The following is a 23,441-nucleotide window of genomic DNA, read 5'->3' as shown; positions in this document are numbered from 1 at the left end:
TCAATAAAATATTTTTAATTGCAGTATTATTATGTGTATCTATCAAATATATTATAATGGTAAGTACTTTATCCAACTTTACTATTTGCATCAACTTCATTTATTTAACTAAAAAAACGAGTACTTACATACTCGCTTTTAATTTACTTTTTATTTTTTTTTGATCTTATATCCATTTCTCCATATATATAGTTAACACCTAATATAATAAAATACCAAATTACAAATAAAACTATACCTGCAATAAGTACTATATTTTTAAAGTTAATTAGTAAATCTAAAATTATAGAATTATCTAATTTTAAACCTAAATAAAGTAAAATTAAACTTACTAATACTATTATAACAGTCTCTTTTAATGCTTTTAATCCATATTGCTTTAATCTATATATTTTTTCCATTTTAATCTCCTGGTGATTATTTTAATAAAATGCTCCACTTATCATCTACTTCATATCCTATTTTTTTATAAATTCTGCCTGCGTACTCATTATTATAAAATAAACAAGGTACTTTACCTTCATTAAATAATTCTTTTGATAATGTGTATACCATATATGTAGCTAACCCTTTATTTCTATAATTTATATCTGTACCTACACCACAAATCATAGCTAAAAAGCTTGTCTCTATTCCTGTAGATACTGTGCTTATTATTTTATCATTATCTTTTACAAAATAAATCCTTGTATTCTTCTCATTTAATTGCTTAGTCTTTGATGGTATATAATCTGGTGCATGCATTCCATCTATTTGACTTAAGAATTTATTTAATTCTTCTAAATCTTTTACTTCAGCTTTTTGAATCTTATTTTCTGTACCTACTAAAGTTTCTATATTATTTAAACTTTTTAAGCTACAAAAATAAGTTTCTTTAAATTCTTTATAATCTTCATATCCGTCTAATAATTTATCTATAACCGATTTTTTCCCACTAATCTCTTTTATATCCAAAGTATTTATATGACTTATCATTTCATCTACATCAAAATCATTCTCATAACTATAAATTACTAAAGATTTGTAATATCTTAGCATTACAGCAGCAATCTTTTCGTTGCAAATTTGAAACCAAACTTCTTGAAATTCTGTATTTAATCCATAATTTTCAACATCGCCTATTATGAATAAATTAATACGCTCTTCATGCGATACATATTCCCAAAACGCTTTTTCTAAGCTTTCATTTACTTTTGTAATCAAAAGTATTCCCCCCTTATCTTTTTACAACTAATAAGCCTATTAATTATAAAAAATTTTAGTGGACTTGACCTAATTATAAAAAAATATATCGTATATATCAATAGCATTTCCTATTATTTAATAATTATTTTATTTACAAAGTTACACATACACCATATATATTCTTTACTGTTGATGTAATATCCTCTATAAATCATAGTTATATGATAATTTTCTTCAAAATTTATATTTTACATTTTTACCTACCTTATTTATATATGCATTTAGTTTTGATACTTATACGTATTATTACAAAATAAATATCTAGCAAATTTTATAATAACTTTTTATTATTTCTAAAAATTCAAATTTTATTTACTTATATATTTCTTATTAATTCATAAAATATAACTAATTCATCTTAAGGAGGACTTAATATGGAAAACAAATCGACTTGTAGTTCAGGATGTAATTGTAATCATGGACATTTTGAATTAGCTAATCTTAATTCATCTGAAAAAGCAGCTATTGACAAAGCTGAACATTTAGTAAAAGAGGAAACTGGAAAAGATTATGTCATGATAGCTTGGGAAAAGAAATAGCTTTCAAGTAAAAAAAGACAATATTAAATAGGTTTTAACCTATTTAATATTGTCTTTGCATTATATAATATCTAAATGACCATAATTTTTATCTAAGGTAATTTTATCAATTTTAAATTGTATAGGATTTTTAAATAATGGTCCATCACTTACAAATGTATGGTATTCTCCATTTTCCCCACATGCATCAGATCCAGTGGCTTTTATCTCCTCTATTAACTCTTTAGTTAATACCTTCCCTAAAAATTGCTCACCTAAGTTATCTAAGTTAACTTTTTTTATTGTTGCTTTATATCCACTATCAATAAATTCATAAACTAATTTCTCTCTATCTTCTTGCCATAAAGGAAATTCAGCTTTCATATTAGATACATTACATCTATCTACTCCCCATTGTTTATGATGCTCTATGTCTATATCTCCATAAACACAAACGTTAGCACCTTTTTGTTTAGCTTCTAATAATTTTTTCTCAAATTCTTTTTCGTATTCTTCAACTTCACACTCTACAGTTATAAGTTCTATACCCAAACTTTCACTTACTTTATTTAAAAAATTATTATTTATACCGTGTGTCCAAGATGAATCCTGATTTTTTTTTACAGTAGTTAAAAGAGCAACTGGAGTATTCCCATTTTTAATCATTCTATGTAAAGCTAGCATACTATCTTTTCCACCACTAAAAGACATTACAAATTTATCGTTCATATTAAATCTCCTTTATATATTTTATTTGTAAAAATTTAGCATAAGCCTTATATGTTTAGTTTAACATAAAAAATACTCCTATGAATAATAATACTGCTCCTATATAATTGTACAAATGTGTAGTATTCTTACCTAATATAATGCTATCTATTACAAATCCTAATATAATTTGTGAAACTACTATTAAGGTCAATGTATTTGAAACACCAAGAGATGGTATTGCTCTTACTGTAAAGTAAATTATTAATCCCCCAAATATACCACCTAATAATAATATTGGATTTATATTTTCTAATTTCATTAAATCTTTAAAATCTCCAGTTATTAATATGCTTATTAAAAAAAATACCGCTCCTACAACTAAACTTATAAACGTAGCTGTCATAGCTGTTGTATGTTTTTCTAATTCTCCATTAAAAAATGCTTCTAATGTGGTAGAAAGACCTGCTAATATTGCAAATATTACTGCTCCTAAATTAGACAAAATTAAACCTCCTCATTATTAATAAACTCTATAATACAAGCTCTATATTAATTAATATTCTTGTCCATAATCTATCATGCTTACTTTTTTACAAATAATAATTTTATGTTATAATGTTATAAAATATTTATTTGTATTATATATAATGAGGTGAATTTATGTTTCAATTTTTTAATATCAATTTAGATGGTTTAAATAAAAGAGAAAATGCCACTAAGTTCATAGCACTTGGTCTAATACTAATTATTTTAGGTACATTATCTTTAGTATCTAAAGGATTTGGAATTAAATTAGTATCTTGGATATTAGGACTATCACTTTTATTTATAGCATATTTAAATTTAAAAAATATTAATGAACTATCTAGATACACTCCAAAAGAAGAACTTAAACCTTATAAACAAAGTCAAACTATCTTATTAATTTTAGTTGTACTTTTATTTTTATTTCCAACTAAAATCCAAGGTTTTATTTCATCCGTAATAGGTGCATATTTATTAGTTAATCAATTATTAAAATTCATTACTAATAAAAACAATCCTTACTTTAGATTTGGTTTATGGAATGTAATTGTTATTTTCTTTGGAATAACTTTGATTATGTCTCCATTATTCTTATCTAGATTTATATCTTCTATTATGTCTTTTATCGTGCTAATGATAGGATTAAGTTTATTTGCTAAAGGTAATAGCCTAAGATAAATTAAGTTTAAAAGTGATAGGTATAATTATCTATCACTTTTTATATTAATTAAAATATATTTTGATATGATAAACTATTAAGTTCTACTTCTATATTTCTTTCTTTATTCTCTAAAGATACCTTTATAAATTGTTTTATTATCGGATTTGCACGATTTGGTCTACTCTTAAACTCTGGATGGTATTGAACTCCTACATAAAAATCATTATTTTCTACCTCTACAGCTTCTACTAATTTATCATCTGGCGATGTTCCGCATATAATCATTCCTGAATTTTCAAAAATCGCTCTATACTTATTATTAAACTCATATCTATGTCTATGTCTTTCTAATATTTCACTAGTTTTATATGACTTGAACAATTGAGTATTTTCTTTTATTTTACAAGGGTATGCTCCCAATCTCATAGTACCTCCCTTTTGTAGGTTTCCATATTGATCATGCATTAAATCTATTACAGGATACTTACCATAGTATACAAATTCACTAGAATTCGCTTCATGTAATTTTAATACATTTCTTGCAAACTCAATTACTGCTATTTGCATACCTAAGCAAATACCCAAATATGGTATATTATTTTCTCTAGCATATCTAGCAGTTCTAATCATACCTTCTATCCCTCTATCTCCAAATCCTCCAGGAACTAATATACCATCGCTATCCTTTAATAACTCATCTACTGTAATATCATTAACATATTCTGAATCAATCCAGTTTATCTCTATATTTGATTTATTTTCATATCCTGCATGGTTAAGAGCTTCTACTACAGATAAGTATGCATCATGTAATTTTGTGTATTTACCAACTAAAGATATCTTTATACTCTTTTCTCTATTATCAATTCTATCTATCATATTGTTCCATTCAGCTAAATTACACTCATCATATTTTATTCCTAACTCTCTACATACAACTTTCGATAACCCATTTTCTTCTAACATAATTGGCACTTTGTAAAGCACATCTGTATTATTATTTTCTATAACACAGTCAGGTTTCACATTACAAAATAGTGCTATTTTTTGTTTTGTATTTTCATCAATTGCCTCATCAGATCTAGCCACAATAATATGTGGTGTTATTCCAAAGGATTGAAGTTCTTTTACTGAATGTTGAGTTGGCTTTGATTTAAACTCACCAGAACTACTTATATAAGGTATTAATGTAACATGTATAAATATACAATTATTTCTTCCAACTTCTTGATATATTTGTCTTATCGCTTCTAAAAATGGTTGACTTTCTATATCACCTGTTGTTCCCCCAATTTCAACTATAGCAATATCTGCATTGCTTTTTTCTCCAACGGAATATACAAAATCTTTTATTTCATTAGTTATGTGGGGAATTACCTGTACCGTTTCCCCTAAATACTCACCATTTCTCTCTTTCATAAGTACATTCCAGTATACTTTTCCAGTTGTTAAGTTTGAATATTTATTTAAATTCTCATCTATAAATCTTTCATAATGACCTAAATCTAAATCAGTTTCTGCTCCATCGTCTGTAACAAAAACTTCCCCATGTTGATATGGACTCATAGTACCTGGATCTACGTTGATATAAGGATCTAGTTTTTGAGCAACTATTTTAAGTCCTCTATTTTTTAATAATCGTCCTAAAGATGCTGCTGTTATTCCTTTTCCTAAGCCAGATACAACTCCACCTGTTACAAATATAAATTTTGTCATTATTTACTCCTCCATATTTTATATTTTAATTTTCATAAGTTTTAAGTATATTTTGAGCTACTTCTTTTTTAGTAATTCTTCTGTCCATAGCTTGCTTTTCTATATATCTATGTGCTTGAGGCTCTGTCATATTTAAGTATTGTATTAAAATACATTTTGCTCGATCTATTAACCTAATTTCACTTATTTTATTTTTTAGTTTCAAGTTTTCTTCCTTCAGTTTTGTTATTCTTTTTGTTGAAGTGGATATTAACTTAATTGCTTGATACAATAGTTGTTTATTTAAAGGTTTTTCAACAATAAATACACCAAAATCCTCAACTTTTGCAGATATCTCATCTGCAATATTACTTTTTACCATAAGTATTACACCTGATGATGTATTTTCAGTTATATTTAAAGCTAAATCATGCCCAAATTCGTCAGTTAATGGTGCGTTTATAAGTACTATATCAAAATTATTTTGTATAAGAATTCTTCGTACTTCACTTCCATTGCTTACAGTTTCTATCTTAGAAAATCCACTCATTTTTATAATTTCAGAAAGAATACTCTTCCCCTTTTCTGAACTCGATACGATTAAGGCACTTGACATATATACACCATCCATTTCTTAAAAGATATACCTTAAACACTTAAGAAATATAATTCTCTTTCTACCTTTTCTTTGTCTGTTCTTGCGTCGTACTTTCTCCACTCATACTCCTTAGTCTCTATATATGTGTTGATTACATTTTCAGGTAATATACTTTTTATAAATCGGCTATTTTTTGACAAATTTATAGCTTCAAAAAGATTTTTAGGCAATGCATCTATATCATTTAAATTTTTTTGTAATATTTTATTTAAATTTACATCACAAGCTTCACAAAGCTGTAAATTATTTTCTATTCCTTCAAGTCCAGCTCTTATTATTAGAGCTAATGCTATATATGGATTACAAGATGAATCAGATGATCTAACTTCAATATTTGTATATTCACCATCTCTTATATGAACTTTTATAAGTTGTGATAAATTTCTTTTAGACCAAGTTATAAATTTAGGTGCTTGAAAATTTCCAAATCTATTATATGAATTCGTTATTGGATTTAGAAATAAAGTTATCTCCTTTAACCTATTCAATATTCCTGCAATAAACTTATCAGCCGTTTCTTTATCTACCATTTTAGGATCTTCAAATAAATTTAATTCATTTTTGCAAATCATAAAATTAAGATGTAATCCACTTCCACTTTCATTTGCAAGTGGCTTTGGCATAAATGATGCAAATAATCCATTTGTAGATGCTGTTGTTTTCACAACTGATTTAAAATTAATAATATTATCTGCAGCACTTAGTGGCCCACAGATTTTAAAATTTATTACATTTTGTCCCGGCCCATGATCATGATGTGAATTATTTAACTCTATTCCCATCTCATCTAATATTAGGCATATTTCTCTTCTAATGTTTTCACCTTTATCCAATGGTGCTATATCGCAGTAACTAGCAAAGTCTTGTGGTATATTTGTAGGGCTTCCATTTTCATCTAGTTCAAATAGGTAAAACTCGCACTCTGAACCTACTTTAAATAAATAACCTAAATCACGTCCTTTATCTATTACTGACTTCATTATATGTCTTCCATCACCCTCAAAATGACGACCATCAGGATACTTTATATCACAAAAAAATCTTATAACCCTTCCATGTTGAGGTCTCCAAGGAAGTATTGATAAAGTTTTTAGATCCGGATATAAATATAAGTCACTATCTTCTATATTCATAAATCCACTCATAAAAGATGCATCAAATTTTACTCCATATTTTATCGCATCTTCTAACTCATTTGGCATTATAGATATATTTCTTTGCATTCCAAAAATATCGCAAAATGCAAGTCTTATAAATTTAACATCGTTATCTTCAATAAACTCCATTACTTCACTCTCTTTATAACTCATAACGTCCTCCTAAAAATAATAAAAAGGTGCTCATCAAAAGATAAAAATACAGACTTTTACCTCATGATGAACACCTTTGTTCATTTTAATATGTATAATTGTAAAGCAGATATATATTTGTGTCAATATATTCCGATTATTTCGATTATTTTCAATAATAAAAAAATATTTATTTATAGATATATTTTTTTATGTTGACAATCTAAAATTATTTTCATACAATGACACTATAAATAATAAATAAAACAGCAAAGGCGCTGTAGGTTATTACCTACTGCGCTTTTTTTATTTTAAAAATAAAATATAAGATACAAAGAAGTTCTCTTATATTTAACTACTATAATAATTTGGGGGTAATTTATTATGATAAATATTCCAGATATATTCGGAAGTATGGTATTTAATGATAAGGTAATGAAAGAAAGATTACCTAAGGATGTTTATAAAAAATTAAAAGAAACAATAGATGATGGATCAACTCTTGATATAAATATAGCAAATATAGTTGCAAATTCTATGAAAGATTGGGCTATTGAAAAAGGTGCTACTCATTTTACTCATTGGTTCCAACCTATGACTGGCATAACTGCTGAAAAACATGATAGTTTTATTTCTCCTACATCTGATGGATCTGTGATAATGGAGTTTTCTGGAAAAGAACTTATAAAAGGTGAACCTGATGCATCAAGTTTTCCATCTGGAGGGCTTAGAAGTACCTTTGAAGCTAGAGGATATACAGCTTGGGATCCTACATCTTATGCATTTATAAGAGATAATACTTTATGTATACCTACTGTATTTTGCTCTTATTTAGGGGAAGTATTAGATAAGAAAACTCCTTTACTTAGATCTATGGAAGTTATAAATAAACAATCTTTAAGAATACTAAAATTATTTGGTGATACTACTACAACTAGAGTAACAACTACAGTTGGTCCAGAACAAGAATATTTCTTAATAGATAAAAAGCTTTATGATAAAAGAGAAGATTTACAATTTTGTGGAAGAACTTTATTAGGTGCAAGATCTCCAAAAGGTCAAGAACTTAATGATCATTACTTTGGAGCTATAAAGCCTAGAGTTGCTGCATTTATGAAGGAACTAGATGAGGAACTTTGGAAATTAGGAGTATTATCAAAAACTGAACATAATGAAGTTGCTCCTGCTCAACATGAATTAGCTCCAATATTTGCTAATAGTAATGTTGCAAGTGACCATAATCAACTTGTAATGGATTTAATGAAAACTATCGCAATTAAACATGGCCTAGTTTGTCTTTTACATGAAAAACCATTTGCTGGCCTTAATGGTAGTGGTAAACATAATAACTGGTCTTTATGTACTAACACTGGTAAGAATTTATTAAGCCCAGGAAAGAATCCTAGAGATAATACTCAATTTTTATTATTCTTAGTAGCTGTAATAAAGGCAGTAGATGAATATCAAGATTTACTTAGAATATCCGTTTCAAGTGCTGGAAATGACCATCGTTTAGGAGGACATGAAGCTCCACCTGCAATAGTTTCTATGTTCTTAGGTTCTGATTTAGAGGCAGTTTTACAATCTATAGAAGATAATGTTGAATATAATCAATCCCTTGCTGCTAAGATGGAAATTGCTGTAGATGTACTACCTTCATTTAAAAAAGATTCTACTGATAGAAATAGAACTTCACCATTTGCATTTACAGGAAATAAATTTGAATTCCGTATGTTAGGTTCAACAGTTTCTATTGCTTGTCCGAATACTATTTTAAATACAATAGTAGGTAATTCATTATGTGAGTTTGCTGACTTGCTTGAAAAATCTGATGACTTTGAAAGTGATGTAAATAATTTGATAAGAGATACTTATTTAAAACATAAAAATATAATATTTAATGGAAATAATTATTCTGATGAATGGGTAGAAGAAGCCAATAAAAGAGGTTTGTTTAACTTAAAAACTACAGTTGATGCTCTTCCTTATTATACATTAGATAAAAATATAAAATTATTCGAAAAACATGGTATATATACTAAGGAAGAAATTGAGTCTAGATATGAAATACTTTTAGATGAATATTCTAAAACAATAAATATAGAAGCACTTACTTTATGCGATATGATAAAAAAAGATGTTATACCAGCAGTTTGTGAGTATATAAAAGAATTAAGTGATACTGCTTTATCAAAAAAATCTCTTTCTTCTGATATAGATTGTAGCTTAGAAATTGATTTAGTATCAAAACTTTCTTCATTAAATAGCTGCTTATCAAAAAGATTAGATACTTTGGATAATCTTCTTATAAATTCTAAAGATTATGAAGGAACTTTAAGTACTGCAAAATATTATAAAGATAATATAATTCCTGCTATGCAAGAAGTAAGAGCCGTTGCTGATGAATTAGAATTAATAGTTAGTGATAAATATTGGCCATATCCAACTTATGGTGATCTATTATTTAGTATATAGATTAAATAAAAAATGATTGTACTTTATTAAAGTACAATCATTTTTTATTTAATTGTTTTTTGTATAGTGTTATCAACTTGATTTAAAAATAAACCTTGTGCTACTTTTACGCTTTCTCTAGCATCTCTTACATAATAGTCTGCACCTATCATATTAGCATACTCTTGATTTAGTACAGCACCTCCAACCATTACCTTACAATCAATGTTATTTTCTCTAAGAGCATCTATAGTTGATTTCATATTCACTACAGTTGTAGTCATAAGAGCACTAAGACCTATGAGTTTAATATTTTTTTCTTTGGCAACTCTAATTACTTCATCTATATCAACGTCTTTACCTAAATCATAAATCTTAAATCCATAGTTTTCTAAAAGAACTTTCACAATATTTTTACCTATATCGTGAATATCTCCTTTTACTGTAGCAAGTATTATTTCGCCTTTATTATGAGACTTTTCTCCACTTTTATTTAAATTTTCTTTTATTTCATCAAAAGCAATTTTTACAGTTTCTGCGCTCATTATAAGTTGAGGTAAGAATAATTTATTTTTTTCAAAATCATCTCCAACTTCATTTAATGATTTAATTATATAATTATCAACTATTTCTAAAGGCTTATAATTTTTTAGAAGCCTTTTAGTTTCTTCTTTTACTTCATTTTTTAAGCCCTTTTTTATCATATCTATTAAAGAGTGCTTTGATTTTTCTTTTTCAATAAAATTTATATCTTCTGATTTTGTATAATTCATACAGTGATTTATATATTCTTTACTTTCTTTATCTTCATTAACTAAAACTCTATATGCTTTTATTGACTTTACTACATCTTTGTCTAATGTATTTAGTATCGGTGCATCAAGTCCACATGTAAAGCACATCATTAAAAATGTAGATGTTAATAAGCTTCTATTCGGAAGACCAAAAGAAACATTACTTACTCCAAGGACTGTGCATACACCAAGTTCTTCTTTTATCATTTTAATTGCTTTAACACTTTCAAGCACTTCTTTTTGTTGTGCTGATGCTGTTAATGCTAGAACATCTATTAGTATATCTTTTTTATCTATTCCATACTCTTTTGCTGTATCAATAATTTTTTTCGCTATTTTTACTCTCTCTTCCGCCTTACTTTTTATTCCATCTTCATCAATAGTAAGACCAATTACTGCTGCTCCATACTTTTTAGCTAAAGGGAATATCTTTTTCATAGATTCCTTTTTTCCATTTACAGAATTTATAATGGGTTTTCCATTGTATATAAATAAGGCCTCCTCTATAACTTCATTATCGGTACTATCTATTTGAAGTGGCACATTTATAATTTCTTGAATAGATTTTATAGCTTTTACCATTGTATTTTTTTCATCTATTTCCGGTAATCCTACATTTACATCTAATATATCAGATCCACTTTCCACTTGATTTATTGCTTCTTTTAATATATAGTCATAGTCTTCATTTTGCAAAGCTTCTTTTAATTTTTTCTTTCCAGTTGGATTTATTCTTTCTCCTATTAAAACTTTATTTTCACCTATTATTACAGTTTTATTTCCACTAGATACTGTAGTATTATTTTTAAGTGTTATAGTTTTCGGTTTTAAATTAGCTACTTCTTTAGATAAATCTTGTATAAACTTATCATCAGTTCCACAACATCCTCCAACTATTCTTACACCTTTTTCAATCATTGTTTTTACTTCTTTTGTAAATTCTTTTGAATCTATGTCAAAGTAAGTTTCTCCGCTTTTCATCTTAGGAAGACCTGCATTAGGTTGAACAATAACTGGTATTGATGAATAAGATAAGATTTCATCTATAACAATTTGTAATTCCTTAGGTCCTAGTGAACAATTAACGCCTAGAGCATCAACTCCTAAAGCTTCTAAAACTGTAACCATCGTAAGTGTATCACAACCTGTTAAAGTTCTTTTATTTTCATCAAATGTCATTGTACAAAATATTGGTTTATCACTGTACTCTTTACATGCAAGTATAGCAGCTTTAGCTTCATATAAATCACTTATAGTTTCAATTATAAATCCATCTACGCCTTCTCTTTGACCAATTTGTACAATCTCTTTATATGTTTCATAAGCCTCTTGAAATTTTAAAGTTCCTATTGGCTCAATTAAAACTCCTAATGGTCCCATATCAAGAAAAATATTAGCACTTTTTTTAACTTCTTTTATGGATTCTTTTGCAATATTTATAGCAGATGTTATAATTTCATCTACGCTGTATTTTTCATGCTCAAGCTTTATTCTATTTGCACCAAACGTATTCGTTGTGACTACATTACTTCCTGCCATTAAATATTTTTTATGTATATTCTTTATAATATCTCTTTTTTCAATATTATAAAATTCAGGTATCTCCCCGCCAATCATTCCCTCTCTTTGAAGCATAGTTCCCATAGCTCCATCAAATATTAATATATTATCTTTTATATATTTTCTTAAATCCATATTCATACCCCTTAAACATTATTTATTATAATTTGCACATTTATTATTATTATTTCTATACATACAATTTTCTCTTGCATGGCAACTATCACATATATCGTACTCACTTTTAATATCATTATTTGATATACCTATTATTGCAGTAACAGATTTTCTTGGCATAAGTATAAAATTACTACTACAAGTTAAACCTATTTTTCTATTAGCATCTAGTAATCCTATAACTTTCTTTTGTGAACTTATATCTAAATCTCCATATCCAGGACTAAACCTTAAAGTATATCTATATTCTTTGTTTAAACCTTTTTTTATTATTTTCTCTATATCATCACAAAGAGATTCAACTAATATACTAGCACATGCATCTAGTATTATACTTTTTGTTAGGTCTATCTTTTCATATAATCTTATCTTTCTTTCTATATCAATTCCAAGGGTACATGCAAATAGTATAACCTTATTACAGTCTTTTAAATGTCTAGTTATACTTTCTCCACTTAAAACTATGTTAGTATTAAGTAGCCTTATATCTTTATCTTCTTCAATATCATAAACTCCGTATATAAATCTTTCATTTATAAGATTAATTGCCTCTTCTTTGCATGAATTTATCATATTTAAAATAGAATCATCTAGTTTTTGATTTTTATATCCTAGAAAAGTTAATATATCATTATTTTCTATATACATATACCCTCCTTTTATTTCTATTAATTCAATAAATCTTCAAATATTTATTTTTATTTGAAATCCCCTTAGATTAAAATATCATAAATAATATTAAATTATTACAAATTATAAATTTATTTAACATAAATTATAACATACTAGATGTTGATATTAAATTTAAAATTTTCAGAATTATAAAAATTTTATAGTGCCATTTGAGATTTTAATAAAAAAAGTATTACTGATATTTTTATCCAGTAATACTTTTTTATTATCTATAAACACTTGTATCTACATGCTTTTCATAAACTTTATTGTTATTTGAATCGTATCCATATAAATAAGTGTTAGCTACATTTCCACTAGCATAACTAACTGCTTCATATGTTAAACCATTAGTTGCATCTTTATTTGACCAAAACTCTATATGAATAGTTCCGCCAGATGTATATGTATTTATTACAAGCGGGTAATCGTATGTATTTTTAAACTTATAATCTATACTACCTGATGCTAATGTAGCATCCATACCTCTTGGAACATAACTTACTGCCTTTGAATGATTTCTTCTCTCCGTAGGTAATATACCAGCTCTTAATTGTGCATTATATATAGTAGTTGATACTTGACATACTCCACCACCAACGCCTTGTGTTAGTGTTCCATTTGAAATAACTGGAGCATATGTATATCCATTACTAGTTTCTACTGGACCTACTGTAGCTTCATAAGAAAATTCTTCACCTGGCATTAATAATAAGTCATCAACTTTATTTGTTGCAACTTCTATATTCTTTCCTCTTCCTCCACCAGTTCCATATGTAGTTGAATAACTAGATATTTTAGTATTTACTTTATTTAAATCATCTACACTTATTTTGGGATCTTCTTCTATATAACTTACTTCTATATTTTTAGCTTCATTATTACCATCATAATTTTCTATCATATTTTTTAGTGTAGCTACTAAGCTTTCTTTATCAACAACATTACCTTTTTTACCTTCTGTTATCTCTATATCATCTCCATTTATAGAAATTTTAGGTTCTTCTGGTGCTTTACTATTTTCATCATATATTTTATTTACTAATTCATTTAACTTATTTTCATTAACTTTTATATCAAATTCATAATTTTTAGCTATACCTATAATTATCATTCCAAACTGTTGAAGTGTATTTCCATCTTTCCCATAAGACATAACTTCATTTTCTAATTTATCTTCATTATAAGTTTTTATTAAATCTTTAAATTCTAAATTATATGTATCATTTTTAGCTTTTATTTTTATTTTATTACTACCTATTTCATTTTTTATATTACTTACTTTTTCATTTAAATTGTCTTTATCTAGTTTTGATATGTTTACTTCATATAACTTTGTTCCTGGAAATACTAATGCTTTATACTTAGATGTAACGTTGCTTGCTATTATACTGCCTACTATAATTACCCCTACACATGCTGCAGATATTATTTTTGATTTTTTATCAAATTTAAATTTCATCTGCTTACAATCATTATTTTCTTTTACTTCCTCTTTTTTAGATTCTTCCTCTAATTCTTCTTTTATTTCTTCTGACCCTTCTTTATTAAACTTTTCATCTTCAGGTTTAACTTCTTCATTTTCATAGTTAATTGTAATATCTTCCGCGTCTACAACATCTTTTTCTTCATTTAATTTTTCAACTTCATCTTTATGACTATTATTTATATTGTTTTGATCTTTATCCATATTCATCCCCCTCTAAATCATTAGTTACTATCAACTAATTAATGTATATGACTATAAATGTGTTAGTATTTTTAATTTTATTAATTTGTATATATAATTTTTTTATGGTAATATATCAATAATATAATTACAATTAATAACTATTAGAAAAGGTGATAATATTGACAAAATTTAAATATGCATTTGACAATAAAAGATACCATACATGGAACTATTATCTTAGAAATACATTTGGAGAAAAAATTTTTAAAGTCTCTATAAATGCTGGATTCACATGTCCTAACATAGATGGAAAAGTAACTTATGGTGGATGTACTTACTGTAGTAAGGAAGGTTCCGGTGATTTTGCTGGAAATCCTAAGGATGATTTAATTAAACAGTTTTATGATATTAAAGAAATGATGCTAAAAAAATGGCCTAAAGCAAAATATATAGGTTATTTCCAAGCATTTACTAATACTTATGCTCCACTTGAAGTTTTAAAAGAAAAATATGAGACTATATTAGGTTTAGAAGATGTTATAGGTTTATCTATATCTACAAGACCTGATTGTCTTCCAGATGATGTAGTTGAATATTTAGGAGAGCTTAATGAAAGAACAAATCTTTGGGTTGAGCTTGGACTTCAAACTATCCATGATTCAACGTCTAAATTAATAAATAGAGGTCATGATTATCAAACATTCCTTGAAGGTGTTGAAAAGTTAAAAGCTAAAAATATTAAAGTAGTTGTTCATATTATAAATGGACTTCCAGGTGAAGATTATAATATGATGATGGAAACGGCTAAAGCAGTTGGTAAACTTGGCGTTGATGGTATAAAGATACATCTACTTCATGTTATTAAGGATACTCCTATGGAGAGAATGCTTAACAATGGTATGTTAAATTTAATGACTCAAGAAGAATATATTAAGTTAGTTTGTGACCAACTTGAGGTTTTGCCTGAGGAAATGATAGTCCATAGGCTTACTGGTGATGGAAAAAGAGAAGACCTTGTAGGTCCTTTATGGAGTTTAAAAAAATGGCATGTATTAAATGATATTGATGCTGAATTAAAAAGAAGAGGTACTTTCCAAGGATCAAATTATGCTGGAGAGTAAAAATACTCGCTATACGGGCTAAGTGTAAAATAAAATTAGCTTCCATGCAGCAAAGTTACGCTACAAATGGAAGCTAATTTTTATTTTACACTTTTCGCCTGGGTATATCATAATATATTTTTTAGCATACTTCTTTGGTAGGTTCAGATACACTATCTGTGTCTGTTGAGTCTGATCCTTTTATTGCTACTATAGCTGATGCTATCATAAATAATAGTCCTAATAGTTTTATTATTGAGAATGCTTCTTTTAATATAAACCAACCTATTAATTGAGCAAATATTAATTCTACTGAGGCTATTACTCCTGCTACTGATAGTTCTACTCCTTTTGATATGCCTATCATGTAAAATATGTATGCAAGTGCAGCTGGCATAAGCCCTAATGATAACATATTAAATAATATTGATGAGTTTGCCATTTTTATTATTACTTCACTTGGATTTGATATTTGTAACATAAATAATGCTCCAAATAAGAATGAGTATAATACTAATGTTATACTTTCATTTTCCTTTAATGCATTCTTATTTATTATCGGCATTAGTGCATATGCTATTGCTGATAGTATTCCTATTCCAACTCCTGTTAGATTTAAGCTACTTGTATCTAATTTTCCACCTGTTACTGCTAATATCGCTCCTATAAAACATAGTATTAATGATATTATTTTATGTTTGTTTATATTTTCTTTAAATACTACTTTTGAAAATATAGCTAAGAATAATGGTGATGTATAAAGTAGTATCGCTGCTACTGATACTCCTACACTTTGTATTGAACTTAAATAACATAAATTAAATAATGCCTGACATATAAGTCCTATTACTATTGAATATATTAATCCTTTTTTACTTATCTTTAATAATCGTGGTTTACTTATCATGCAGTATAAACTTAAGAATAAACATCCTAGTGTTAGTCTTCCAAATGCAACTTGACTAGGATTTAATCCACTTTCCATTAAGCTATTTGAAAATAAACCTATTGTTGACCATAGTATACCGGCTATGGCTATAAAGATATAACCGTTGTTTCTTTCTTTCATTGTCTTCTCCTTTAGATGTAAAATACTTCCTAATTATATCATAATATTTTTATTATAGTTAGAAATAAAATCTTAATTATATGTTCTAAATTTATACACGAAACTTAGTATACATAGTACTGAATTTACTAAAATTTTGATTATAATAAAATGATATTAGGGATTATATACTTATTTGGAATTTCTTACTCATTGAAACGTATATTACTTATTGTTATTATTTAATTAGTAGAAAGCTTTTCAAATTTATAATAAAATCTTTCATTAAAGTTAAATATATAGTTATATACGTTAATTAAGATAATGAGGTGATGCAATGTTTATAAATACTCATCTTTTAATAGGTAAGTCTTTAATTGAAAATATAGATGAAAATAAATCTTTTTTTATAAGCGATAAAAACTTTATTTATGGAAATATAAAACCAGACATATCATCTAAATATGTTTTACAAAAGCATTATATGGAAGAATCTCTTGATATGATATTAAAAAAAATAGACTACTTATGCACTTTAGACTTAGATTGTATAAGTAAATATTTTTCAATAAGTAAATTTAATCAAGAACTAGGTGTTATATGTCACTTTTTATGTGACTTTTTCTGTGTACCTCATAGTAGACGTTGGGAAATGTCTCATAGTATGAGTAAACATATTAACTATGAGAAAGAACTTGCTATGGTTGCTAAAGAAACTAATTTATTAAAGTTTAAGGGAGATAAAATTAAAACTAATACATTTAAAGAATTCTTTGATTCATTATATCTAGAATATCAAGGAATAACAGAATACGAAAATGATTTATTATTTTCAAATTATGTATGTAATAGTGTAATAAATTATATATTAGACTGTATATTAATTAATACAGCTAATTGTAATAAATTTATAAATTGTGTTTAGGTGTTGAATTAATTTTCAACACCATTTGTTTTTTCTATAACTTCAATTGCTTCTTTTACACTTTTCACAGTATAAGCTGAACTTTTTTTAACATCTTCTCTACTACTATCCATTGAAAAACTATATTTAAAACCTTTTAACATAGATATATCATTAGGAGAATCTCCTATTGTTGCTATTTCATCTAAATTTACATTTAAGATACTGCATACATGCTTTATTGCATTCCCTTTTGATATATGGCTTGGAGATATATTTAAGACATATTTCCCAGATAAATAAACATCTAATATTCCTTCAAATTCATTTTTGTAATATGTCTCCATTCTTCCTAATTCATCTTCATTTCTCGATAAAATCCCTATATTTCCTACTAAGTTGTCAAAGCTATCTTTTTTAAAAAAATCCGGATCATTTATACACTCCCTGTCAAACTCATCTAGTATATCCTCTCCTCCAGATATTACTATATTTCCGTCATGCATAAAGAATATATAAGCATCATCAGATTTAAATCTATTAACTACCTTTTTTACTAAATTATCATCTATTACTTCTTTTAAGATTTCGTTATGATTTTTGTCATATACAAAGGCACCATTTTGGCATATATAATATCCATTTAAATCTAACTTGCCTTTAATCATTTTAGAAGCTTGTTTAAAAGCTCTACCAGTTGCTATATTAAATACAACACCCTTTTTCTCTATTGCTTCTATAGCCTTTATATCATCATCACTTATTCCATGATGATACAGAGTTCCATCTAAGTCACAAAATATATGTTTTATCATAAATTGCCTCCAAAATTTAATTAAAGATTTATAATTTCTAATCTTAAATCATTTAATATTGTTTTTGTTGCTCTTAATCTTACTTGTTCTCTATTTCCGTTGAATAAATATCTTTTAACTATTGTCTTACCATTTATATAAATACCAAAATAAACTAGTCCTACTGGTTTTTCCTCACTTCCACCTTGTGGACCTGCTATCCCTGTAGTTGATATACCCATATTAGTATTATGTCTTTTAGCTACTCCTATAGCCATTTCTCTAGCGGTCTCATAACTAACTGCTCCAAATTTGTCTAAAGTCTCTTTATTTACTCCTAAACTCATTATTTTAGCTTCATTAGAATATGTAACGCACCCTTCCATAAAAACAGATGATATCCCTGGGTAATTTATAAGATTAGAAGAAACCATACCACCAGTACAAGATTCTGCAACGCTAATAGTTAAATTCTTGTCAACCAATAACTTAGCAACAGTATCTTCTAAAGTAACTTCACCTTGAGCATATATATACTTTCCTACTCTGTCATATATTTTATTTATAACAGGGTTCATTAAACTAATAGCTTCATCTTCATTTTTAGCCTTTGCAGTAATTCTTAATGTAGCTTCAGTTTCCTTTGCATAAGGAGCTACAGTTGGGTTTGACTGCGCCTTTATTATATCCATTATCTCATGTTCTAATAAAGATTCTCCAATACCATAAAATCTAAGTGTCTTAGAAACTAAAACTTCATCAGTTAAATCTTTTAAATAAGGTTTAACACTTTCATCAAACATAGGCTTCATTTCCTTTGGAGGTCCTGGAAGTACTATTATAGTTTTATTATCTTTCTTTAAAATAGCCCCAGGCGCTGTACCATTATTATTTTCAAGAATTATAGCTTCCTTAGGAAAATAAGCTTGTTTTTTATTATTCTCACTTGGAGTTTTACATAGCTTATTAAAATACTTCTCAATCTTATTCCATGATGGCTCATGAAGAACTAATTCTTGATTGAAAAATTTAGCAGCAGTTTCTTTGGTCAAATCATCTTTCGTTGGTCCAAGACCACCAGTTGTAATAACAATATCACTTCTATCTAAACTCTCTTTTAGACAGTCAAGTAATCTGTCTTCATTATCTCCAACAGTACCTTGATAATAAACATCAATTCCTAAATTAGCTAACTCACAAGCTAAGTACTGAGAATTCGTATTAACAATATCCCCCAAAAGAATCTCAGTACCAACAGTCAAAATCTCAGCTTTCATCTTAATCCACTCCTTCAAATATAATTTAAACCAAATATATATTTTTAATGTATTTTTCTTACTTTAACTATTATCTAAATCTCCACATAAAAACAAAAGGGCTTCTCTCGAATAAATTATTTTATACCTGGGTCAAGGTAGACAATATATATTTTCTAGTCATTTGCAACATCACTTAAATTGCATGACTAGAAAATATATATGTCTGCCCGACCCCTGAACAAAATTATTTTTCGAAAAAGCCCACATTTTTATTGGAGGCGACACCCAGATTCGAACTGAGGATCAAGGAGTTGCAGTCCACTGCCTTACCACTTGGCCATGTCGCCTTATTAATTACAATTAAATTATATATGTCTTTTTAAATACTTGCAACAATTTAAGTTATAAAATTTTATTTTTATAGTATATACCACTCTATATTTAAACTTAATAACTAGTGGTACTTTCGATATGACCTACATATTAATATAATTAGGTATAAATAAAATTAAGAAAACTAAGAAAAGTAAATTCTTTAGAATTAATATTCAAAGAAAATTTAAATATATTAGGAGTGGTTTTATGAAAGTAGCAGTTATAATGGGAGGTATCTCTTCAGAAAGAGAAGTCTCTTTAAATTCAGGTAATGAAGTTTTTAATGGTTTAGATAGAAATAAATATGACGTAGTTAAAATTATTATAGATAAAACAGAAGATATATTTACAAAGCTTACAAATGATATTGATTTTGCATTTATTGCACTTCATGGTAAATTTGGCGAAGATGGATGTATACAATCAATATTACACGCAAAAGGTATACCATATTCAGGATGTGGTCCTCTATCAAGTGGGATGTGTATGGATAAAAATATTACTAAAAAGATATTAAAAAATTCAAATATCCCAACTGCTAAATGGTTTGTTACTAATACATGTGAAAATATAGATTATGATAAAATAGAAAGTTTCAAGTATCCTGTATTTATAAAACCAAATAGTGGTGGTTCTAGCGTTGCAACATTTTGTGTACGTTCAAAGGAAGAGGTAAAGCCTGCTATAGAAAAAGTTTTAGAAGTTGATGAATACGCAATTATAGAAGAATACATTTCAGGTGGAGAATATACATCATTTGTACTTAATAATGAAGTTTACCCTACTATATCAATAAAAGCTAACTCTGAATTCTTTGATTATACTGCAAAATATAATGATAATGGTGCTTTAGAAGAAGTAGTTTATCTAGAAGAAAACTTACAAAATAAAATAAATGAAATTTCACAAATATGCTGGGATATTTTCTATTGCAAAGCCTATGTAAGAATTGATATGATTATACATGATGGAGTTCCTTATGTACTTGAGTTAAACACACTTCCTGGACTTACTAAAGCTAGCTTAATTCCTAAAAGTGCAGCTGCTAAAGGTCTTGGATTTAGTGATTTATTAGATAAAATAATAGAATACTCTTTAACTCCCAGTAAAGTCGCTTCATTAAATTATTAATAAAACTGAGGTGATAAATTGTTATTCTCTAATCTCAATATAGATGACAATGAGCCAATTTATATACAAATAAAAAATCATATAATAGATATGATTTTAAAAGGACTTATACCTGATAATAGTAAGCTCCCTTCTACAAGGGAGCTTAGTCAACTTCTTAAAGTTAGTAGAAACTCTATAGTTTTAGCTTATGAAGAACTAAAATCTGAAGGATATATATATTCAGTTTCTGGCAAAGGAACTTTTGTAAGTTCAAACGTCAATATACCTAAAGGTAATTGGTGTATAAATTGGGACTCGCTTGAAAATAGTTATTCTAAAACTGCAAATAAAATGGACATTATAAAAAATGAAATTCCCTGGAGGTCTGACTTAATATCTTTTAAAAGTATTTCTCCTGATGGTTCTATGTTTGATATAGATGAATTAAAGAAATCTTTTCTAAATAGAATTTCCCTTGAAGGAGATAAACTTCTTAATTATGGATACGCACAAGGTTATAAACCTTTAATAGATTATTTATTAAAATATATGAATAATAAAGGAGTCGATACTTCTAATAAAGATATACTCATAACAAATGGCTTTACAGAAGGATTAGAAATTATGCTATCTTCATTTACATCTCCTGGAGATTATATAATTTGTGAAAACCCAACTCATAATACTACACTTAAAATTATGAGAGCTTTAAATTTAAATCTTATTAATGTTGACATAAATAAAAATGGCTTAGATTTTGACATGCTAAAAAATAAAGTTTCTAAATATAAAGATAAAATTAAATTTGCTTATATAACGCCTTCTTATCATAACCCTACTGGAACTGTTATGTCACCTGAAAGTAGGTATAAATTTTATAATTTAATGAAAGATAATAATATTGCTATTATTGAAGATGGATTTAATGAGGAACTTCTATACTCTAGTTCTCATATATTCCCTATTGCATCTCTTGATAATTTTAGTAATGGAGTTGTTTATATAGGCAGTTTTTCAAAAATTTTATTCCCTGGGCTTAGAATAGGATGGATACTTGCTGATAAAAACATTATTTCAAAACTTGAAAGTGTAAAAAGATGTAAAACTATTCATGTTTCTTTTTTAGATCAAGGTATCCTTTATGATTATTTGCATAATGGCGGTTTTGAAAAATACATAAAAAAAGTCCGTAAGTTTTATGGTGATAAATTTAATTTTGCTTATGAGTGTGCCTTAAAACATATTCCACATGATTATATTCTTGGTGATGGTGGTCTTCATATTTTTGTTAAACTTAAAAATATTAAATCTAGAGATTTATTAAATAAATGTTATGAAAAAGGTGTTATTTTTATGCCTGGGGATATATTCTCTATTAATGATAATGGTGATAATACTTTAAGACTAGGATTTTCTAGATTATCTTTAGATGATATAGAAAAAGGAATAAAAATAATTGGTGAGTGTATAAAAAATATGGAAAATGATTCTAAATCCTAAAAGTTCACTTTGAACTTTTAGGATTTTTTATATCTTTACCTAATTAGGTCTTTTATCTATTTATATATCATAGAGTTTAAATATAATTAAGCTAAACTTTTTAATGGAGGTATACCATGTCATCACTACTAAACACACATGAAGTTGTGTCTAAAATCTTACAAAGCTATAATGTTTATTATGATATCGAAAAATGTACTAATACACATATACCACTTGTAGCTAAGTGTGAATTTCATGTACATAATCAAAAATATGTATTAGTAAAAAAAGCTACCTTATGGGAAGCTGACTCAAATGAATATGTTTATATTTTTGAAGTTGATAATTTAACAAAAGAACTTTTTATAAAGTGTAAGAATTATGCTTATGAAAATGGTATGAGTTTAATTAATCCCAAACCAGGTCATATGTATTCATATATTACGACTTTATTTGTATGCAATTCTTGCGAAGAAGGTGTAGATAAACTTATAAAAAAATGTAAAATATTTAAAAATTTTAAGTTCTCTTTTAATGGTTGGATGGATTTTCGTACTTGTTGCTTAAATATTAGTGATAGTAAAATTTATGGAAATAAGTCTGGAAAAGATACTACTAAGTTTTTTAAAAATTTACTGTCTAAAAATATTTAAGTTGTGTAGTTTACTATTCAATATATTTTTTAAATTATATTTTCAGAATTTTTCTACATTTAGATAGTTATTAAATTTATAT

At 26.9% G+C, this 23,441-nt stretch carries 21 protein-coding genes and 1 tRNA gene; 8 read left to right on the top strand and 14 right to left on the bottom strand.

Going from position 1 to position 23,441, the window contains the following annotated elements:
• Window positions 1-143: 143 nt before the first annotated feature.
• Together I2A66_RS02770 and I2A66_RS02765 are read right to left on the bottom strand one after the other, a co-directional pair.
• Window positions 144-401, bottom strand: coding sequence for a hypothetical protein (locus I2A66_RS02770; RefSeq protein WP_122639451.1), 258 nt, complete (start codon window positions 399-401; stop codon window positions 144-146).
• Between the two features lie 16 nt (window positions 402-417).
• On the bottom strand, window positions 418-1,203 hold the full coding sequence (locus I2A66_RS02765; protein WP_122639452.1) for a GNAT family N-acetyltransferase: 786 nt from the start codon (window positions 1,201-1,203) through the stop codon (window positions 418-420).
• A gap of 416 nt (window positions 1,204-1,619) precedes the next feature.
• Here I2A66_RS02765 and I2A66_RS02760 point away from each other — a divergent pair, with 416 nt between their 5' ends.
• On the top strand, window positions 1,620-1,784 hold the full coding sequence (locus I2A66_RS02760; protein WP_164489006.1) for a hypothetical protein: 165 nt from the start codon (window positions 1,620-1,622) through the stop codon (window positions 1,782-1,784).
• 60 nt (window positions 1,785-1,844) lie between these two features.
• On the opposite strand, the gene I2A66_RS02755 is transcribed toward I2A66_RS02760, so the two are convergent.
• A complete protein-coding gene (locus I2A66_RS02755) occupies window positions 1,845-2,492 on the bottom strand; it encodes a diphthine--ammonia ligase (protein WP_122639453.1) in 648 nt (215 codons plus the stop codon).
• A gap of 55 nt (window positions 2,493-2,547) precedes the next feature.
• A complete protein-coding gene (locus I2A66_RS02750) occupies window positions 2,548-2,976 on the bottom strand; it encodes a DMT family transporter (RefSeq protein WP_122639454.1) in 429 nt (142 codons plus the stop codon).
• Between the two features lie 158 nt (window positions 2,977-3,134).
• Here I2A66_RS02750 and I2A66_RS02745 point away from each other — a divergent pair, with 158 nt between their 5' ends.
• Window positions 3,135-3,677, top strand: coding sequence for a DUF308 domain-containing protein (locus I2A66_RS02745; protein WP_122639455.1), 543 nt, complete (start codon window positions 3,135-3,137; stop codon window positions 3,675-3,677).
• A 49-nt stretch (window positions 3,678-3,726) separates the two neighbouring features.
• On the opposite strand, the gene I2A66_RS02740 is transcribed toward I2A66_RS02745, so the two are convergent.
• From I2A66_RS02740 to I2A66_RS02730, 3 genes are read right to left on the bottom strand one after another with little or no spacing between them, the layout of a single operon-like run.
• The gene (locus I2A66_RS02740) at window positions 3,727-5,376 is read right to left on the bottom strand and encodes a CTP synthase (protein WP_195250909.1); all 1,650 of its coding nucleotides are present in this window, start codon (window positions 5,374-5,376) and stop codon (window positions 3,727-3,729) included.
• A gap of 25 nt (window positions 5,377-5,401) precedes the next feature.
• Entirely contained in the window at window positions 5,402-5,971 is a 570-nt protein-coding gene (locus I2A66_RS02735; protein WP_122639457.1) for an ANTAR domain-containing response regulator, read from the bottom strand.
• Between the two features lie 32 nt (window positions 5,972-6,003).
• Window positions 6,004-7,323 (bottom strand): glutamine synthetase family protein, encoded by a 1,320-nt coding sequence (locus tag I2A66_RS02730; RefSeq protein WP_122639458.1) that lies wholly within the window; start codon window positions 7,321-7,323, stop codon window positions 6,004-6,006.
• Window positions 7,324-7,686: 363 nt separating this feature from the next.
• Between I2A66_RS02730 and I2A66_RS02725 the strand changes: the two genes are divergently transcribed.
• On the top strand, window positions 7,687-9,777 hold the full coding sequence (locus I2A66_RS02725) for a glutamine synthetase III family protein (RefSeq protein ID WP_147515436.1): 2,091 nt from the start codon (window positions 7,687-7,689) through the stop codon (window positions 9,775-9,777).
• A 44-nt stretch (window positions 9,778-9,821) separates the two neighbouring features.
• Here I2A66_RS02725 and I2A66_RS02720 read toward each other — a convergent pair whose 3' ends face one another.
• The 3 genes from I2A66_RS02720 to I2A66_RS02710 form a co-directional block, all read right to left on the bottom strand.
• Window positions 9,822-12,245 carry a homocysteine S-methyltransferase family protein gene (locus I2A66_RS02720; protein WP_122639460.1) on the bottom strand — a complete coding sequence of 808 codons (2,424 nt, stop codon included), beginning with the start codon at window positions 12,243-12,245 and terminating at the stop codon, window positions 9,822-9,824.
• 18 nt (window positions 12,246-12,263) lie between these two features.
• Window positions 12,264-12,935 carry a vitamin B12 dependent-methionine synthase activation domain-containing protein gene (locus tag I2A66_RS02715; protein WP_195250907.1) on the bottom strand — a complete coding sequence of 224 codons (672 nt, stop codon included), beginning with the start codon at window positions 12,933-12,935 and terminating at the stop codon, window positions 12,264-12,266.
• Window positions 12,936-13,185: 250 nt separating this feature from the next.
• On the bottom strand, window positions 13,186-14,649 hold the full coding sequence (locus I2A66_RS02710; RefSeq protein ID WP_164489008.1) for a VanW family protein: 1,464 nt from the start codon (window positions 14,647-14,649) through the stop codon (window positions 13,186-13,188).
• Window positions 14,650-14,810: 161 nt separating this feature from the next.
• Here I2A66_RS02710 and I2A66_RS02705 point away from each other — a divergent pair, with 161 nt between their 5' ends.
• Window positions 14,811-15,752, top strand: a complete 942-nt coding sequence (locus I2A66_RS02705) for a TIGR01212 family radical SAM protein (RefSeq protein WP_122639463.1) — start codon at window positions 14,811-14,813, stop codon at window positions 15,750-15,752.
• Window positions 15,753-15,873: 121 nt separating this feature from the next.
• On the opposite strand, the gene I2A66_RS02700 is transcribed toward I2A66_RS02705, so the two are convergent.
• Entirely contained in the window at window positions 15,874-16,800 is a 927-nt protein-coding gene (locus I2A66_RS02700; RefSeq protein WP_195250905.1) for a DMT family transporter, read from the bottom strand.
• A 316-nt stretch (window positions 16,801-17,116) separates the two neighbouring features.
• Between I2A66_RS02700 and I2A66_RS02695 the strand changes: the two genes are divergently transcribed.
• The gene (locus tag I2A66_RS02695) at window positions 17,117-17,704 is read left to right on the top strand and encodes a zinc dependent phospholipase C family protein (protein ID WP_122639465.1); all 588 of its coding nucleotides are present in this window, start codon (window positions 17,117-17,119) and stop codon (window positions 17,702-17,704) included.
• Window positions 17,705-17,712: 8 nt separating this feature from the next.
• Here the strand turns inward: I2A66_RS02695 and I2A66_RS02690 are convergent, their stop codons facing one another.
• The 3 genes from I2A66_RS02690 to I2A66_RS02680 all read right to left on the bottom strand — a co-directional run bounded on the left by I2A66_RS02690 (window position 17,713) and on the right by I2A66_RS02680 (window position 20,083).
• A complete protein-coding gene (locus I2A66_RS02690) occupies window positions 17,713-18,498 on the bottom strand; it encodes an HAD family hydrolase (RefSeq protein WP_195250903.1) in 786 nt (261 codons plus the stop codon).
• 20 nt (window positions 18,499-18,518) lie between these two features.
• Complete coding sequence (locus I2A66_RS02685; protein WP_147515440.1) at window positions 18,519-19,754, bottom strand: competence/damage-inducible protein A; 1,236 nt, start codon at window positions 19,752-19,754, stop codon at window positions 18,519-18,521.
• A 255-nt stretch (window positions 19,755-20,009) separates the two neighbouring features.
• Window positions 20,010-20,083, bottom strand: a tRNA-Cys gene (locus I2A66_RS02680).
• Window positions 20,084-20,318: 235 nt separating this feature from the next.
• On the opposite strand from I2A66_RS02680, the gene I2A66_RS02675 reads away from it, so the two are divergent.
• The 3 genes from I2A66_RS02675 to I2A66_RS02665 all read left to right on the top strand — a co-directional run bounded on the left by I2A66_RS02675 (window position 20,319) and on the right by I2A66_RS02665 (window position 23,359).
• Window positions 20,319-21,242: a D-alanine--D-alanine ligase gene (locus I2A66_RS02675; RefSeq protein ID WP_147515441.1), complete on the top strand. Its 924-nt coding sequence runs from the start codon at window positions 20,319-20,321 to the stop codon at window positions 21,240-21,242.
• 18 nt (window positions 21,243-21,260) lie between these two features.
• Entirely contained in the window at window positions 21,261-22,724 is a 1,464-nt protein-coding gene (gene pdxR / locus I2A66_RS02670) for a MocR-like pyridoxine biosynthesis transcription factor PdxR (RefSeq protein WP_122639469.1), read from the top strand.
• Between the two features lie 116 nt (window positions 22,725-22,840).
• A complete protein-coding gene (locus tag I2A66_RS02665; protein ID WP_147515442.1) occupies window positions 22,841-23,359 on the top strand; it encodes a hypothetical protein in 519 nt (172 codons plus the stop codon).
• Window positions 23,360-23,441 lie beyond the last annotated feature (82 nt).

Origin of the sequence: Romboutsia sp. 1001713B170207_170306_H8, from assembly GCF_015550495.1 — a bacterium.
GTDB lineage: Bacteria > Bacillota > Clostridia > Peptostreptococcales > Peptostreptococcaceae > Romboutsia_E.
The sequence above is the reverse complement of the archived record's forward strand: the minus strand, read 5'-3'. Positions and strand labels throughout refer to the sequence as shown.

What these genes read in the sequence shown, in the direction of transcription:
- I2A66_RS02695 (WP_122639465.1), top strand. Translation starts at nt 17,117, where the DNA reads ATGTTTATAAATACTCATCTTTTAATAGGTAAGTCTTTAATTGAAAAT.
- I2A66_RS02735 (WP_122639457.1), bottom strand. Translation starts at nt 5,971, where the DNA reads ATGTCAAGTGCCTTAATCGTATCGAGTTCAGAAAAGGGGAAGAGTATT.
- I2A66_RS02755 (WP_122639453.1), bottom strand. Translation starts at nt 2,492, where the DNA reads ATGAACGATAAATTTGTAATGTCTTTTAGTGGTGGAAAAGATAGTATG.
- I2A66_RS02745 (WP_122639455.1), top strand. Translation starts at nt 3,135, where the DNA reads ATGTTTCAATTTTTTAATATCAATTTAGATGGTTTAAATAAAAGAGAA.
- I2A66_RS02720 (WP_122639460.1), bottom strand. Translation starts at nt 12,245, where the DNA reads ATGGATTTAAGAAAATATATAAAAGATAATATATTAATATTTGATGGA.
- I2A66_RS02730 (WP_122639458.1), bottom strand. Translation starts at nt 7,323, where the DNA reads ATGAGTTATAAAGAGAGTGAAGTAATGGAGTTTATTGAAGATAACGAT.
- I2A66_RS02710 (WP_164489008.1), bottom strand. Translation starts at nt 14,649, where the DNA reads ATGGATAAAGATCAAAACAATATAAATAATAGTCATAAAGATGAAGTT.
- I2A66_RS02740 (WP_195250909.1), bottom strand. Translation starts at nt 5,376, where the DNA reads ATGACAAAATTTATATTTGTAACAGGTGGAGTTGTATCTGGCTTAGGA.
- I2A66_RS02700 (WP_195250905.1), bottom strand. Translation starts at nt 16,800, where the DNA reads ATGAAAGAAAGAAACAACGGTTATATCTTTATAGCCATAGCCGGTATA.
- I2A66_RS02725 (WP_147515436.1), top strand. Translation starts at nt 7,687, where the DNA reads ATGATAAATATTCCAGATATATTCGGAAGTATGGTATTTAATGATAAG.
- I2A66_RS02770 (WP_122639451.1), bottom strand. Translation starts at nt 401, where the DNA reads ATGGAAAAAATATATAGATTAAAGCAATATGGATTAAAAGCATTAAAA.
- I2A66_RS02690 (WP_195250903.1), bottom strand. Translation starts at nt 18,498, where the DNA reads ATGATAAAACATATATTTTGTGACTTAGATGGAACTCTGTATCATCAT.
- I2A66_RS02715 (WP_195250907.1), bottom strand. Translation starts at nt 12,935, where the DNA reads ATGTATATAGAAAATAATGATATATTAACTTTTCTAGGATATAAAAAT.
- I2A66_RS02685 (WP_147515440.1), bottom strand. Translation starts at nt 19,754, where the DNA reads ATGAAAGCTGAGATTTTGACTGTTGGTACTGAGATTCTTTTGGGGGAT.
- I2A66_RS02665 (WP_147515442.1), top strand. Translation starts at nt 22,841, where the DNA reads ATGTCATCACTACTAAACACACATGAAGTTGTGTCTAAAATCTTACAA.
- I2A66_RS02760 (WP_164489006.1), top strand. Translation starts at nt 1,620, where the DNA reads ATGGAAAACAAATCGACTTGTAGTTCAGGATGTAATTGTAATCATGGA.
- I2A66_RS02675 (WP_147515441.1), top strand. Translation starts at nt 20,319, where the DNA reads ATGAAAGTAGCAGTTATAATGGGAGGTATCTCTTCAGAAAGAGAAGTC.